This is a genomic window from Polynucleobacter nymphae, from assembly GCF_018882155.1.
Classification (GTDB): Bacteria; Pseudomonadota; Gammaproteobacteria; order Burkholderiales; family Burkholderiaceae; genus Polynucleobacter; species Polynucleobacter nymphae.
This window is the reverse complement of the sequence record NZ_JACVPA010000002.1, coordinates 49,737-64,636: the sequence shown is the minus strand read 5'-3', so window position 1 is coordinate 64,636 and position 14,900 is coordinate 49,737. Positions and strand designations below refer to the sequence as shown.

General features: G+C 44.4%; 15 protein-coding genes. 10 read left to right on the top strand and 5 right to left on the bottom strand.

Annotation, left to right across the window (positions count from 1 at the left end; all coding sequences use genetic code 11):
- The first annotated feature begins 26 nt into the window (after positions 1-26).
- On the top strand, positions 27-689 hold the full coding sequence (locus tag ICN29_RS08975; protein ID WP_216132424.1) for a site-2 protease family protein: 663 nt from the start codon (positions 27-29) through the stop codon (positions 687-689).
- 105 nt (positions 690-794) lie between these two features.
- Complete coding sequence (locus tag ICN29_RS08970; RefSeq protein WP_216132421.1) at positions 795-1,247, top strand: c-type cytochrome; 453 nt, start codon at positions 795-797, stop codon at positions 1,245-1,247.
- On the opposite strand, the gene ICN29_RS08965 is transcribed toward ICN29_RS08970, so the two are convergent.
- Both ICN29_RS08965 and ICN29_RS08960 read right to left on the bottom strand, forming a co-directional pair.
- Positions 1,234-1,917, bottom strand: a complete 684-nt coding sequence (locus ICN29_RS08965; protein ID WP_216132419.1) for a cytochrome b/b6 domain-containing protein — start codon at positions 1,915-1,917, stop codon at positions 1,234-1,236. The two genes, ICN29_RS08970 and ICN29_RS08965, sit on opposite strands and share 14 nt — an antisense overlap.
- A 29-nt stretch (positions 1,918-1,946) precedes the next feature.
- Positions 1,947-2,888: a 3-hydroxyacyl-CoA dehydrogenase family protein gene (locus tag ICN29_RS08960; protein ID WP_216132416.1), complete on the bottom strand. Its 942-nt coding sequence runs from the start codon at positions 2,886-2,888 to the stop codon at positions 1,947-1,949.
- A gap of 84 nt (positions 2,889-2,972) precedes the next feature.
- Here ICN29_RS08960 and ICN29_RS08955 point away from each other — a divergent pair, with 84 nt between their 5' ends.
- The 4 genes from ICN29_RS08955 to ICN29_RS08940 all read left to right on the top strand — a co-directional run bounded on the left by ICN29_RS08955 (position 2,973) and on the right by ICN29_RS08940 (position 7,913).
- Positions 2,973-3,902, top strand: coding sequence for a 2-hydroxyacid dehydrogenase (locus ICN29_RS08955; RefSeq protein WP_216132413.1), 930 nt, complete (start codon positions 2,973-2,975; stop codon positions 3,900-3,902).
- A 12-nt stretch (positions 3,903-3,914) separates the two neighbouring features.
- A complete protein-coding gene (locus tag ICN29_RS08950; RefSeq protein WP_216132410.1) occupies positions 3,915-4,841 on the top strand; it encodes a dihydrodipicolinate synthase family protein in 927 nt (308 codons plus the stop codon).
- A 32-nt stretch (positions 4,842-4,873) separates the two neighbouring features.
- The gene (locus ICN29_RS08945; RefSeq protein ID WP_216132407.1) at positions 4,874-5,824 is read left to right on the top strand and encodes a TAXI family TRAP transporter solute-binding subunit; all 951 of its coding nucleotides are present in this window, start codon (positions 4,874-4,876) and stop codon (positions 5,822-5,824) included.
- Positions 5,825-5,900: 76 nt separating this feature from the next.
- Complete coding sequence (locus ICN29_RS08940; RefSeq protein ID WP_216132405.1) at positions 5,901-7,913, top strand: TRAP transporter permease; 2,013 nt, start codon at positions 5,901-5,903, stop codon at positions 7,911-7,913.
- 8 nt (positions 7,914-7,921) lie between these two features.
- Here the strand turns inward: ICN29_RS08940 and ICN29_RS08935 are convergent, their stop codons facing one another.
- Positions 7,922-9,055, bottom strand: a complete 1,134-nt coding sequence (locus ICN29_RS08935) for a mandelate racemase/muconate lactonizing enzyme family protein (RefSeq protein ID WP_216132402.1) — start codon at positions 9,053-9,055, stop codon at positions 7,922-7,924.
- A gap of 106 nt (positions 9,056-9,161) precedes the next feature.
- On the opposite strand from ICN29_RS08935, the gene ICN29_RS08930 reads away from it, so the two are divergent.
- Positions 9,162-10,088: a 3-hydroxyacyl-CoA dehydrogenase NAD-binding domain-containing protein gene (locus ICN29_RS08930; protein ID WP_216132400.1), complete on the top strand. Its 927-nt coding sequence runs from the start codon at positions 9,162-9,164 to the stop codon at positions 10,086-10,088.
- A 65-nt stretch (positions 10,089-10,153) separates the two neighbouring features.
- Positions 10,154-11,569 (top strand): M23 family metallopeptidase, encoded by a 1,416-nt coding sequence (locus ICN29_RS08925; protein ID WP_369411663.1) that lies wholly within the window; start codon positions 10,154-10,156, stop codon positions 11,567-11,569.
- Between the two features lie 85 nt (positions 11,570-11,654).
- Here ICN29_RS08925 and ICN29_RS08920 read toward each other — a convergent pair whose 3' ends face one another.
- Entirely contained in the window at positions 11,655-12,095 is a 441-nt protein-coding gene (locus tag ICN29_RS08920) for a universal stress protein (protein ID WP_216132397.1), read from the bottom strand.
- A gap of 86 nt (positions 12,096-12,181) precedes the next feature.
- On the opposite strand from ICN29_RS08920, the gene ICN29_RS08915 reads away from it, so the two are divergent.
- Positions 12,182-12,583: a DUF2177 family protein gene (locus tag ICN29_RS08915; RefSeq protein ID WP_216132393.1), complete on the top strand. Its 402-nt coding sequence runs from the start codon at positions 12,182-12,184 to the stop codon at positions 12,581-12,583.
- A 10-nt stretch (positions 12,584-12,593) separates the two neighbouring features.
- Here the strand turns inward: ICN29_RS08915 and ICN29_RS08910 are convergent, their stop codons facing one another.
- On the bottom strand, positions 12,594-13,793 hold the full coding sequence (locus ICN29_RS08910; RefSeq protein WP_255538163.1) for an MFS transporter: 1,200 nt from the start codon (positions 13,791-13,793) through the stop codon (positions 12,594-12,596).
- A 117-nt stretch (positions 13,794-13,910) separates the two neighbouring features.
- Between ICN29_RS08910 and ICN29_RS08905 the strand changes: the two genes are divergently transcribed.
- Positions 13,911-14,894, top strand: a complete 984-nt coding sequence (locus ICN29_RS08905; protein WP_216132387.1) for a Bug family tripartite tricarboxylate transporter substrate binding protein — start codon at positions 13,911-13,913, stop codon at positions 14,892-14,894.
- The last annotated feature ends 6 nt before the right edge of the window (positions 14,895-14,900 follow it).

Here is a 14,900-nt window from a genome sequence, read left to right as displayed (position 1 = left end):
TTAGCTCCTATGGATATCATATTGCCATGATTACTGACTATTCTATCCAAGCCGTCGCTATTAATGCGATTCCCCTGATTTTTGCTATCACCATTCACGAAGCAGCCCATGGCTATGCTGCCCGCAAGTTCGGGGATAACACCGCCTATATGCTGGGTAGAGTTAGCTTAAATCCTGCCAAACATATCGATCCTGTGGGCACTATTTTGATTCCACTGGCACTGATCTTAGCTGGATCACCCTTTTTAGTCGGCTATGCCAAGCCAGTACCAGTGAACTTTGGGCGCTTACGCAACCCCAGAATCGACTCCATTTGGGTAGCCTTAGCAGGCCCAGGATCCAACTTTATTCAGGCCCTAATCTGGGCGGTATTACTTATTGTTCTGCTGGGCTTTGGGATCGATGAAAAATTTTTAATCTCTATGGCGCAAGCAGGAATTCTGTGGAATCTAGGCTTATTAGTTTTCAACCTCTTCCCACTCCCACCATTAGATGGTGGCCGCATTCTTTCTAGCCTGCTGCCAACACGCCAATCGATTGCCTTAGGAAAACTGGAACCTTGGGGCTTTTTTATAGTCTTAGCGCTCGTTTTTACTGGAATCATCGGTAGTCTTTGGATGGAACCACTGATGGCTCTCTTTAAATCTCTGATTTACTTTCTAACACTCCCCCTGCAAATGCTCTTCTAGGTTAGCAGTCAGACAAAAGACCTTATTCTGGAGTATGCTAATTCTTAGTATGTAGCGCAGTAGCACCGCGGTAACACTTATATAACTATTCATTAGAGGTTTGACATGAAATTACACAAGATTGTTTTAGCAACTACTGCAACAGTCCTTGCTATTGGTGCAGGCTTTGCTTTTGCTCAATTCCAAAAACCGGAAGATGCCATTAAGTATCGCCAGAGCGCTTTTACTGTGATGGCCAACTCCTTTGGAAAAATTGGCGCAGTAGTAAAAGGTGAGGCACCTTTCAACAAAGATGAAGTAGCGAGGAATGCCGCTATTGTTGCAATGATGTCCACCTTGCCATGGCAAGCATTTGGTCCAGGTACTGAAGGTGGTAAAGCGCAATCTGAAATTTGGTCTGATAACGCGAAATTTAAAGCTGCTTCTGAAAAGATGCAATTAGCTGTCGTAGATCTGAATAAAGCGGCACAATCAGGCGACTTAGAAAGTATTAAGAAGGCCTTTAGTACTGCAGGAGCAAGTTGTAAGAATTGCCATGATGACTTTAAGAAGAAGTGATCAAGTAGCCCACCACTACTCCAATCAAGCTCAAGAGCACTAAAGCAAGACCGCGCTGTAAGGCACCGTCCTTGGACGCACGACCCAAGTCAGAAGGCAAGTAACTTGCTTCCTCGCTTGGGTTTATTTCTTGATCGCCACTGATCATTGGGGTAATCAGATCTTCACCTTTGAATTTCTGGTAATAGATGATGGCAGCAATATGAATGGTGATTAAGGCATAAATCAGTAAGTGATTCCATTCATGAACAACTGAAAGCGATGACACAGTTGAGTTTGAAACAAATTTTGCTAGAGGCCCCTGAAAGGCAATCTCGTCATCTGAGAATAAGCCAGTAACTACCTGAATACTCAAAACCAAAAGGAGTGCAAACACAGACATTGCCCCTAAGGGGTTATGTCCTAGAACTCGTGGCGCCTTACCTTGAAGATAATTCAGAATACTTTTGGGATTAGGAGCGAAGGAAGTAAAACGCGCATGCGTTGAGCCTATAAAACCCCAAACAATGCGGAAGATTAGTAAGGTCAATATGCTGTACCCAAAGTAAGCATGCCACTCTATAGCATTTTCGCCAAGATTGACGCTCACTAAGCTGCCAACAATACAGAGTACTAATAGCCAATGAAAGACGCGAATCGGCAAATCCCAAACGCGAATGATTTTCTTCATGTCTTCAGGATAAGGCAAAAAAATTACTTTTATTTGATCTGAGGCAAGTCTTTTTGGATAATTTTTAATCCTGCACGCAAAGCCTCTTGATAGCGCTCCCGTTCCACCTTCATCGTTTCAGCGGTCCATGGAAAAAATCCTTCGCCAGTCTTCATGCCGAACTTTCCACTGGCTACACGCTCACTCACGCACTTAGCAACATGAGGTGAATTATTTAAAGTAGGATAAATCTTCGCACCACCAGCAGCATGGATCTCAATCCCTGCATGATCTCGCTGCATTATCGGTCCGGCCGCAATATAACGAAAGCCAAAACCAAAACGCACTGCTTTATCAATATCCTCAAAACTGCAGACACCGTCATCAACCATTGAAAAAGCTTCGCGTAAGATAGCGTGCTGCAAACGATTAGCCAAAAAACCAGGTAAATCTTTTTTTACAACTACTGGAACCATGCCACATGCAGTCATCAACTTTGTCAAGCCTTCGCCTACCAATGGGGATGTCTTTGCTCCATAAACCACTTCTACACAGGGCACCAAATGAGCAGGCATAAAGAAATGCAAACCGATCATCCGTGCAGCAGTTTTTAAACCGTCGGCAATTTCACTAATTGGAAAGCTAGTGCTATTACTAGCTAATACCGCCTCAGGATTTGCATATTTTTCTAGCTTTGCAAATAATTCTTGTTTGATATCTATGCGCTCTGGCACACACTCAATTACCAGATCAATATCAGACCAATCTACTTCTTCAAGAGAGCCCGCCACACTCAATAAATGAATGCGATTCTCATAGCCCAGCTCAGTCATGGTGTTGGCAAAATAATCTGGCAGTAAGGCTCTACGCTCGGTAGTTGGTTCCACCACTTGCACAGCGCAGCCGCCGCGAGCACAGACTGCAGCAATGTCCCCGCCCATCGTGCCACCGCCGACGATCACTACCTTGGTTTCAGCTGGGGTAAACAACATCACACATTCTCCTAAAGGGACAGACTTTTACCTAAAAATGCACATACAATGGGGGTCATTATTCAATATAAAACATTGTGAGACATGATCCCCGTCAATTCGGTGCTACAGGTAGGCCATTTCCCTGAATTAATGCAGGCAGAAATCAATCGCCGCTTTACCCCCATTTACCATCCAGATCCTCAAGCTCCCGCACCTGCTGGAAGATTTGATGCTATCTTGCTGCGCTCCAATACTAAGCTACCTGAGGCTCTAGTCAAACAAATTCCCAGCATTCGTATGGTTGCCACCTGCGGGGTTGGATATGACAATCTACCTCTGGCGTACCTTAAAGAGCACGGCATCAAAGCTACCAATACCCCGGGCGTCCTCAATGATGCAGTCTGTGAACTGGCTATTGGCATGATGCTTGGCCTTCTTCGCCGCATTCCTGAATCCGAGGCCTTTCTCAAAAGCGGTGCCTGGTCAAAAACCCCTTTTAAGTTAGCGACTACTCTGGCTGGAAAGACTGTTGGTATTGTGGGTATGGGCCGTATTGGCCAAGATTTAGCCAAACGACTTGAGCCTTTCAAAGTTGAGATTGCCTATAGCGGCCCGAGCCCAAAACAGGTGCCCTACACCTACTATCGAGATATTAAAGATTTAGCTCGCAATAGCGATGTTCTCTTCTTAGCTTGTCCTGCCACTCCAGAGACCAACAAGATGGTTAATGCAGAAGTTTTGGAGGCTTTAGGACCCGCAGCTTTTTTAATCAATATTGCCCGTGGTAGCGTAGTAAATGAGGAGGCCCTTTTATATGCGCTGCAACATAAAAAGATTGCTGGTGCTGCTCTAGATGTTTTTGAGAATGAACCAAATCCCAATCCAGCCTTCTTAAGGTTGGATAATGTTTTACTAACACCTCATATAGGTAGTGCCACCACAGAAACACGGATAGCCATGACCAATTTAGCTGTAGATAATTTAGAAGCTTTTTTTGCACAACAACCACTTCTATCAGAAGTATCTAATTAAAACGGAGTCAGCATGACCATTTCTTTAATTCCATCCACCCTACCTGCAGTGTTATCTCCTGTATTAACACCGTTCAAAGCAGATGGCACTCCAGACGCACAAAAATTGCTCAAACAATGCAAATGGCTAGATGCAAATGGCGTTGGTCAGGCAATCTTTGGAACCAACTCCGAAGCAAATTCGATGTCTGCCACACAAAAGATGAATACGCTTACCGCGCTGATTGAAGGTGGTTTAAATCCAGAACATATGATGCCCGGTACTGGCTCGACTTCTGTCGAGAGCACTTATCGGATGACTGCCCATGCTGTAAGCCATAAGTGTGCGGGCGTATTAATGCTGCCACCCTTCTACTACAAAGATATTACCGATGATGGTCTGTTTGCCTACTTCTCTGAAGTAATTCAAAGGATGGGTAACTCAGCGTTGCAAGTTTATATTTACAACATACCCCCTGTCACCAAAATCAATTTAAGCCTTTCGTTGCTAGAACGCTTAATTAAAGAGTATCCAAAAACTGTTATTGGCATGAAAGATAGCTCTGGTGATTGGGAATACACAGAATCCGTTATTAAACTACTGGCTAGCTCAGGCTTCCGCGTATACGCCGGTAGTGAAACATTCCTCATGCGTACCTTACGTGCTGGTGGGGTTGGCTGTATTTCTGCAACCGCAAACGTCAATCCAAAAGCAATTGCTGATGTTGCAACGCACTGGAGAGAATCAGATGCCGATGAACGCCAAGCAGACCTAGATCGGTTGCGCAGTATTTTTGCCAAGTACCAAATGATTGCTGGGATGAAAACTGCTGTTGCCCATTTCAGTAAAGATCCTGAATGGTTAAGAGTACGCCCACCACTCATGCAATTGACTGCTGATCAACAAGCTAAATTATTGAGTGAACTTAAAGCGGCCAATTTCAGCATGCCAGGTCTTTAACTCGATTTATTACAAAATAATCAGGAGACAAAATGAAACTACTTAAAGTCATTATTCTTTCCCTCAGTTTCTTATGGGCAAGCGCACAAGCACAGAATATTTCGATTGCAACCGGTGGCACTGGCGGTGTTTATTACCCAATGGGTGGCGGCCTTGCTGCCATGCTATCTAACAAAGTACCAGGTATGTCAGCTACGGCTGAAGTTACTGGTGGCTCTGTAGATAACTTAAAACTCGTTGGTACTGGCAAACCTTACGTTGCCTTCTCAATGGCTGATGCTGCTAAAGACGCATCGGTTGGTGACGATAAATTCAAAGATAAACCAGTGGATCTAAGAGCCTTACTGATACTCTATCCAAACCTCATGCACGTAGCTACCGTTGAATCAACCGGCATTAAAACAATGAAGGATTTAAAAGGCAAACGTGTCAGTACAGGCGCGCCAGGAAGTGCCACTGAAGTCATGGCCTTTCGCTTGCTAGAGGCTGCAGGTCTAGATAAGGATAAAGATGTCAAGCGTGAGCGTTTAAGCGTTGCTGAATCTGTCAATGCGGTAAAGGATCGCAAGATTGATGCATTCTTCTGGGTAGGCGGCTTACCCACTGCAGCAGTGACTGATCTTGCAAACAGTCCTGGTATGAAAATTGTGATGGTAGATACTGCTGCTGAAGTTCCTGCTATGAATAAAAAATATGGCAACCTTTACTTCCCAACTGTGATTACAAAGCAAACTTACAGTGGTATGGCGAAAGATAACAACGTTGCAGCAGTTGCAAATCTTCTAGTTGTTAACGCTTCTATGCCTGATGCAGAGGCCTACAAAATCGTCAAGGCTATATTTGATAATCAACTTGAATTGGTCCGCTCACATGCTGAGTTCAGAAACATTAAATTAGAGAGCCAAAAAGCGAATGCAACACCAGTTGCTTATCATCCAGGTGCATTGAAGTATCTTAAAGAAAAGGGTGTCAAGGTAAATTAAGTTATATCGGGGTGAGTTAATCTCACCCCTTCTGTTTTAGTGCAGTGCATAAATATAAATATAGACAGGCTGGGACATGAATCAAAACGTGATTGACAACGAAACCCAAGAAAAATTAGATGCCTTCATTAAGCAAGAAGAGGGGGATTCTAATGATTACAAGGGTCTATTGGCCAAGTTCATCACCTTGGTTGCAGTCGGCATGTCTTTATTTCATCTTTATGCTGCCTACTCCATTGTTCCAACGCAGCAATTACGTGTAATCCACGTTGCCTTAGTTTTATTTTTAGTGTTCTTAAGCTTTCCTATTGCTGCTCGCTTTAAAAACAAGTTGATGTTGTGGGATGTTTTATTTGCCATAGGCTCAGTTGCTATCGCTTATTACATCCTGAGTGGTGGCGATGAATTTATGGACAGAAACACCGCGCCAAACTCTACTGACGTCATGGTAGGTATTTTCCTCATCCTACTCATACTAGAGAGCGTTAGAAGAACCAATGGCATGGTCTTAGTAACCGTTACCGTGCTCTTTTTACTTTACGCTTTCTTTGGCAACTACCTGCCTGCGCCATGGACACACAAAGGCTATGATCTCGATCGCCTAGTGGGTTATATGTATATGAGTCTAGAGGGTATCTATGGCACTGCAGTCGATGTCTCTGCAACTCTGATTATTCTTTTCACGATCTTTGGCGCATTCTTGCAATTTACTGGCGCTGGTAAATTCTTTATTGACTTTTCCTTTGCTGCAATGGGTGGCAAATCCTCAGGGGTTGGTAGAACTATTGTGCTGTCCTCATTCTTAATGGGTGGTCCATCTGGATCAGGTGTCGCAACTACTGTTACCGTAGGTTCAGTTGCCGCGCCCATGCTAGAGAAAGTGGGCTATGAAAAGAATGCTGCTGGCGGTCTCTTAGCTGCAGGGGGTCTTGGTGCCATCATCTCACCGCCAGTTTTGGGTGCTGCTGCATTCTTAATTGCAGACTTTCTCAAGATCTCTTATTTAGATGTGTTGCTGATGGCAACCATTCCAACCATTCTGTTCTATCTTGGTTTATTTGTAATGGTTGAGATTGATGTCCGTAAATACGGCATGAAGAATATTCATTTCGAAACAGCAGAAAGTGCTTGGTCACTTACAAAAAAATACTGGTTTCATTTCTTCTCCCTCATTTCAATTGTAGTATTCATGATGTATGGCTTCTCGCCTGTGATGTCGGTGTTTTGGGCAACCGTCGTATCTGCTTTCTCTAGCATGTTGCGTGAAGACACTGCAATCATTCCTTGGGCCTGGTTTAAGGGCAAGGAGCCTATTCTTTCAGGGCTTTATAACTCTAACCTGACTAAAGCACTTGCCTCAGGATCAACCGGTGTGTTGGCTATCGCTGCAACCTGTGCAGGCGCTGGTCTGATTGTTGGCACCGTGACCCTAACTGGTCTTGGTTTGAAATTTAGCTCCATTGTGATTCAGTATGCAGGTGGCTCACTATTACTTACCGCGATTTTCACTGCCTTAATTGTTTGGATTGTGGGTCTCGCAGTTCCAGTAACTGCGTCATACATTATTTGCGCAGTGATTGCAGCACCAGCATTAATCAATTTAGGTGTGCCAGCATTTGCAGCTCACATGTTTATCTTTTACTACGCCGTTCTCTCAGAGGTTTCTCCTCCAACAGCGCTCTCTCCATTTGCAGCTGCAGCGATTTGCAAAGGCAACCCCTATAAGACGACTTTGCAAACTTGGAAATATGTAGCTCCAGCGATTCTGGTGCCATTCATGTTTGTGTTAGACAAGTCCGGGGTCAGCCTACTATTGATGGGATCTAGTAGCGCCCTAGAACAAGCAGATTGGATGCAGATTGGCTGGATCTCATTTACTGCAGTGGTTGGCATTATCTGTTTAGCCGGTGGACTACAAGGCTGGTTTATTGAAAAAACCAAAATCTTTGAACGCGTCATCATGGTCGTCTCAGGAGTTGCTTTAGCTTATCCATCCAGTGAGGCTGACCTGATTGGCTTTATTGGGTTTGGTTTAGTGCTCATTACGCAAACACTGACCCATTTAAAGTTAAATCGCAAGCCCTCCTAATTAGGGATTTAGGTAATTTTTGTCCAGGCTGCTTTACCGGCATATTTTTTCACTGCAGCCTCATCGAACTCAAACCCTAATCCTGGTGTTTTATGCAAAATCAAATCACCGTTCTTAAAAGTCAGTTGCTTATTAATGAGCCTACGGAAATTGAGCACCTGATCATCTAGGAAGAACTCTACAAAACGGGCATTGGGTGTAGCAGCGACTAATGGTGCATGCAAATCATGCATCCAATGTGGGCAAACCGTGACGCCCTTCAAATCTGCATAGGCAGAGATCCTGCGCCACTCGGTAATGCCACCACAAACCGCTGCATCCGATTGGAGAATCCTTGCCCCACCCGCATCAATTAACTCCCTAAAGCGCCAGCGTCCAGCCTCCATTTCGCCAGTAGCAACATTGATCTTAGTTAGGCGGGCGAGAGCAGCATGTAAGTCAATCGCATCTGGTGAAAATGGCTCTTCAATCCAGTATGGGTTATAGGCTTCAAAACGGCGCACATACTCTAGTGCGGTTGGTAAATCACGCCATGCATTATTGGCGTCTAAAGTCAGTAAAATATCATCACCAATCGCTTTGCGAGCAGCCTTCACTCGAGCCTCTTCTTCAGCAGGTGATAAACGACCTACTTTCATCTTGACGGCTTTAAATCCCTGCTGAACATAAGACTCCATTTCCTTGCCAAGCTTGGCTGGAGTCTTGCCCTCAAGGTAATAGCCGCCACTTGCATATGCAGGGACTCGATCATCCACTACAGAGCCAAGGTACTGATGTAAAGGTAGGCCAACAGAGCGCGCATTGAGATCCCACAGTGCGGTATCTAAAATAGAGATGCCACGCATGACGGCGCCGGTACGCCCCTGAAGGATGGATTCGTTATACATCTCCATCCACAAACCTTCGCTACGATGACTGTTTTGCCCAATCAACTTTGACGCCAATAATTGCTCGACAGCAATTTTGGCAATATCACCGCCAGCACTGCCAACGTAACAAAAACCAATACCTTCATTGCCATCCTTACCACGAACCTTGACTAAGCAATAGTGGCGCTCAGAAACGGTGCGAGTAGAAAATGAAGTGACTTTATCTAAAGGTACTGCTACTGAAGCAACCTGAACGGATTCAATAATTGGCATCTGGACTCCTTATTTCAAAAAACGATTGTATCGATAATTTAAATGTGTGGCGTCAGCCTGAATAGGGAATAATTAAGATATTCAGCAATTAACCGGTGGATGGACTATGCGCAAAGTTGTCGTTATTGGAAGTGGCACCATGGGTGTAGGCATAGCAGCAGGATTTATAGCCTATGGGACCGATACCATTATTCTTGGGCGCACTCAAGAAAAGGCTGAAAAGTGCTTTGAGGCAATCCAAGCATGTGCCACCTCCATTAATCCTGAATGGCAAAAGCTTGGAGCAAGGCTTCTTGCCGGGAGCATTGCTGACTGGAATGACTGGCAAGATACTGTTTTGGTGATCGAAACTATTTCTGAGCGCTTAGATCTTAAAAAGGAGATCTTCGCCGATCTCGATCAAAGAGTCCCTTCACATATTCCGATTGGGAGCAATAGCTCGGGCTTTCCAATCAGTGATATCGCCGGCGATCTGAAGACTGCCCATCGCATGCTCAATACGCACTATTTCATGCCAGCACATATCGTGCCCCTAGTGGAAATTGTTTTAGGGAAGCACTCTGATCTAGTCTTAGCCAATCAGGTTTGCGAACTTTACCGAGCTCATGACAAAAAACCGGTGCTGGTAAAAAAAGATATCCCAGGATTTTTAGCTAATCGCATTCAGCATGCCTTGATGCGTGAAGCCCTCTCTTTGGTAGAAGATGGAATTGCTACTCCTGAAGATATCGATACTGCAGTGAGATTTAGTTTTGGCTTTCGTTATGCTGCCGTTGGTCCAATGACGCAAAAAGAAATCTCTGGATGGGAAGGTATGACCCTCGCTGCAGAACTGATATACCCCTCCCTATCGAATATCACAGCCCCACCAGCATGTATTAGCAACTTGGTTAAAAGTGGCAAAACTGGTATCAATAAAGGTGAAGGCTTTCGGAGTTGGAGCCCCGAAGAGGCGACCATTATCAAAAAGAATTACGAAGAGCGACTCAAAGCTGCATTTGCAGTACTGAAGGTCGCGCCAGACCAAGACTAAATTGAATTTGTTGCGCTACAACATAATTATCTGAGTGCCATCTCACATTATTAGATAATTACGTGGTGAATAAAAAAGTAACTTGTCGCTCGCTATTGCAAGGAGCACTCATTCTGATTGGATTTAGCTATCTTAGCCTGCTGCCTGGGCTTATACCAACAGCTAGCGCCCAAACGAACGAAACCCGTAAAAAGGTGACTGTTCGGAATACAAAACCAGTTGGCTTTAAAGATAATGCGACAAGAGGGACTTCAAAAAGCAATAGCCTGAATCCTGCACTATCCCAAAGTAAAGACCCTGATGAAGTAGATTTAGATAGCGCCAGTAATCTAGATTACCGAGTCGTTCAAGGTTGTCTACGACGTAATTTCAACGAGGACAATTTGCCTGCTAGCATCGGGATTGATAACCGTCAGCTTTCAGAGTTTTTCAAAGCTCAGACGAAACCATTCTTTAACCGTATGCGCGGAGATTGCATTCCGTACGCAGCTGCATTTGGTAGTCGCAATCGCTTTGACTCACTTAGTATTATGAATGGCCCTCTTCAAGATAGTAAAACAGAGGTATGGACATTCACACCGTCTGCATTCGGTGGATTCTTAATCCAACAAGACTATTTAAAGAATGAATCTAAGAATCTGACTGAATTACGAATTCCATTGCAGGATGTTTTATATGACCCCCGCAAGGTAGGGGACGTTCTGCCAGTTGAGTTGGTTTGGGAGTTAAATTCTCTTATTAAACAGATCTACCCAGAAGAAAATAGTGCATTAGAAAATACCAATAGCATTGTTCGTTTAATTGTGGACTTTGGTGATCGGGAGAGATGGGCCCAAATCTGGGCTACTGAAATTATTGACCCAGTCAACAAAGAGGTATTTGCAAGCGCCTACTGGGTAGACCGTAACGACATCCCTGGTGGATTTTTTACTGGTACCGGGGAATCCCTCGAGCGTTCCTTTTGGACAAATCCACTAAGTTATCGCCGCATCTCACGAGGTGTTGGTAGCGTTCGTGCGTCCAGCAAGCGCCCAAGCGCTAATGCGTCTACCCCCCAAGCAGCACCGCCTAAGCAGCGCTATCGCACCCACATGGGTATTGATTATGCTGCCCCAAGCGGCACACCTATCTTTAGCGTAGCCAATGGCAGAGTCGCGCATATTGGCTATAGCGGTGCTTTTGGCAACCTGATTATCTTGGAACATCCTGGTAACTATCAGACCTACTATGCACACTTAAGTAACTACAACGTTGAGCTTGCAGTAGGCAATGAAGTGCGTCGTGGCTTTGAAATTGGTTATGTTGGGTCAACTGGAAGGTCAACTGGCCCACATCTCCATTTCGAACTCAGAAAGAATGGTGTGTATGTAGATCCGTATGCTTTAAAGACTCAGCTAGATTTATGGTCTATGCGAAACAATGAAAGTGGTCAGCTCACAAGAGAAATTCTTTTACTGGGAAGCCCCATCAATCCAAATTGATGGGGCTTTAGAAAAAATACTAGCCAAGAAATAACAATAGGGTCCACATGGACCCTATTTCTTTAAGCAAGCAAAGCTCCCTTAATCAACCAAGCACTAATACTGGCAACTTCGAGTGCACAATTACTTCATGGGTTTCGCTACCAAGCAACATACCTTTAATACCTGTGCGCTTATGCGAAGCCATCACGATCACATCAGCTTTTGATTTTTTAGCGCCGTCTAAAATACCTTCGGATAAATTAGAATTGGAGATATGTAGTGTTTTAGCTTTGCTAGCTGCACCAAGTGCAGCGGTAGATTTTTTAAATACATCTTTTGCATAGGCTTCGCAAGCCTTCTGATGATCCTTTTGAGTGATTCCATAGCCCATAGTGCTATCGGAGTACACCATTGGAGGTAAAGAGTCAGATACATATACCAAGGTCACAGCAGCGCCATCCGCTTTTGCAAGTTCAGCCACTTTCTTCAATGATTTTTTGCTGATATCTGAGCCATCGACTGGCACCAATAAATGCTTAAACATATTGACTCCCTTCAAATTGAACTACTGATCTATACTTTCCATAATATGCTTATTATTAGGCTATAACGGTTCAAAAGGAGACTTAATTGCTCAAGTATTTTGCCATCTACTCTTCACTTCTGATTACTATGATTGCAATCGATTTAGTTTGGCTCTTAGGTATAGCTAAAAGCCTTTATCGAGATGAAATGGGCGATTTGATGGCCAGTGAACCAAAGCTTATAGCAGGGCTCGCTTTCTACCTACTCTATGCATTAGGAGCAGTGATTTTCGTTGTCATTCCAGCCCTATCAAAACAGTCCTTGATATATGCACTGCAATATGGCGCCTTATTCGGGTTCTTCTGCTATATGACTTACGATCTCACCAATCTAGCTGTTGTGAGAGACTTTCCAACGCGACTGGCATTTATCGATATAGCATGGGGAAGTTTTGTTACCGCAATAGTTTCCAGTGTTGCTTATTGGGTTGGTGATCGTTTTTCTTAAATCGCTTTTATCACTTACCTTTACCCACCCAACCATTACGACGCTCATACAAGACAAATAGAACCCCCCATATCACTACAGCGCCATAAGCCCATACCCAAGCAATTTGTGAGGAACGAGATCCTGAAATATCTAATACAAAACCAAAGATTGCAGGGCCCAGCAGGCCACCACCAAACCCCATTAAAGAATGTAAGCCCATGGCTGCGCCTTTAATATTTTCTTGTGCGCTAACCACAAGACCTGCGGTTAATGTCGCAGAGTCAGCCATGATAGAAATAGCATGTCCAATTGCCAGAATCACAATTAACCACCATGATTGGCCTGTAGAACAAGCTAGCGCAACGCCCAAGACCGCACTAGTCAACATCACGATACAGACCCACTTTTGGCGCCCCACTCGTAGAGCAATCTCATTACCTAGGATAGATGCAGGTACGCCAAAGAAATTGACAATCCCAGCCAATGCGGTGGCTGCCAAGAAAAAGGATTCCCCAGACATGATGGTACAAAATGCAAAGAAGGCTACGAGCCAGCTTCTTGAGGCGAATAATTCTAGTGAGTGTGCGGTGTAGCCAAAAATAAATCCTGCTGCTTTTTTATCCTCTAATACTAATTTCCATTTGCCCAAAGGAAATATGTCATGCAAACGAATTTCTATTGGCCCCTTCCACTTCTCATTCTGCAAAGGAGGTATTAGAACTAAAACAATTAAAAATGCTGTCAACGGTCCAAGCGCAATAATGCCAAAGACATAATGCCAACCAAATGCACTTAAGATCCAGCCTGAACATAAATATGAAAATCCTGTGCCAATCCCAAAGAAAGCGGTATAAAACGCGATGTGACGGGTAATCTCACCAGACTGAATCCGATCAGACAAAATTTTGAGGCCAGGCATATAAGTACCAGCAAGACCAGCACCATTAATCGCCATAAAAAATAGAGCGGTCCAAAAGTTATATGCTAATAACCCCATGCCCAAGAGGCCTGATGTAGCAGACAGGCCACCGATCAAGTAGACCTTACGTGCATCCACTCGATCAGTCAGTGCAGTAGCCAAAGGGACGACCAACATATACCCAAAGAAAAATGCACTAGCAATTAGTCCAGACTGCAAATTAGTCAAATGCCACTCATCTTGCAAGGTAGTTAGCACCACAGCGTAGCAAGCAAAGCCCAATAAGGCACAGGTTTGTGCCATAAGCATAAGAGGGGTATAACCAGATGGTCTAAAGCGCATAAATTATCAGTAAAAACGTGGATTCATTCTACTCGCCCCCAGGTCAAAGACCCGCTACACTAATAGAAACAAGATGGAGATAGCATGAAAAATAAACGCCTTGCAGGTCATTTAATCCGAGTATGCACCGGACTATTGCTCACCTTTTCCTATGGCCTAGTCATGGCTGATAACTACCCCTCCAAACCAATTAGAGCCATAGTGCCATTTGCAGCAGGCAGTGCAACCGATCAAATCGGACGCGCTTTTGCTGCAAAAATGGCTGAATCCTTAGGTCAACCTGTTGTCATTGAGAACCGCCCAGGAGCAAACGGAATGATTGGCGCTGAAGTCGTCGCAAAATCTCCCGCAGACGGTTACACCCTTTTATTTGGGACAAACAGTACTAATGCGGCCCTCAAAAGTTTGGTGAAAAATCTTCCTTATAACCAAGATACCGCATTCACACCAATCGGCTACTTTGGTTCGGTGCCTCTGATCGTTGCTATCAATAATGATGTCCCCGCTAAATCTCTGAATGGATTTGTCTCGCTCGCAAAAGCGGATCCAGGAAAAATGACCTTTGCTTATGCAAGCACCTCTCAACGCGTTTCCTCAGAAATGATAGCTAGCGCAGCCGATATCAAAATGACTGGTGTTTCTTATAAGAGCGGCCCTAACGCTATGACTGATCTGATCGGTGGTCAAGTCAATATGTTCACTGCGGACTTTGCAGTCACATTGCCACAAGTGCAAGCAGGAAAAATTCGTGGTTTAGCAGTCACTTCACTAAAGCGCTCACCAGCCATTCCTGAATTACCAACGGTAAATGAGGCCCTTGGTATTAAGGGTTATGAATTAATCGCCTTCTTCGCAGCGTTTGGTCCTGCAGGCATGCCAACAGATGCTGTGATGAAGCTAAATAAAGCAATTAATGACGCCGCCAAATCCAAAGACTTGGTTGAGAAATTTTCGGCTATGGGTTTTGAATCTCAGCCTGGCACCCCAGAGGCTCTTGGTCAAAAAATCAAGCTAGAAACAGTCAAATGGGCTAAAGCCATCAAAGAAGCAGGAATGCAACCAGAGTAATGATTG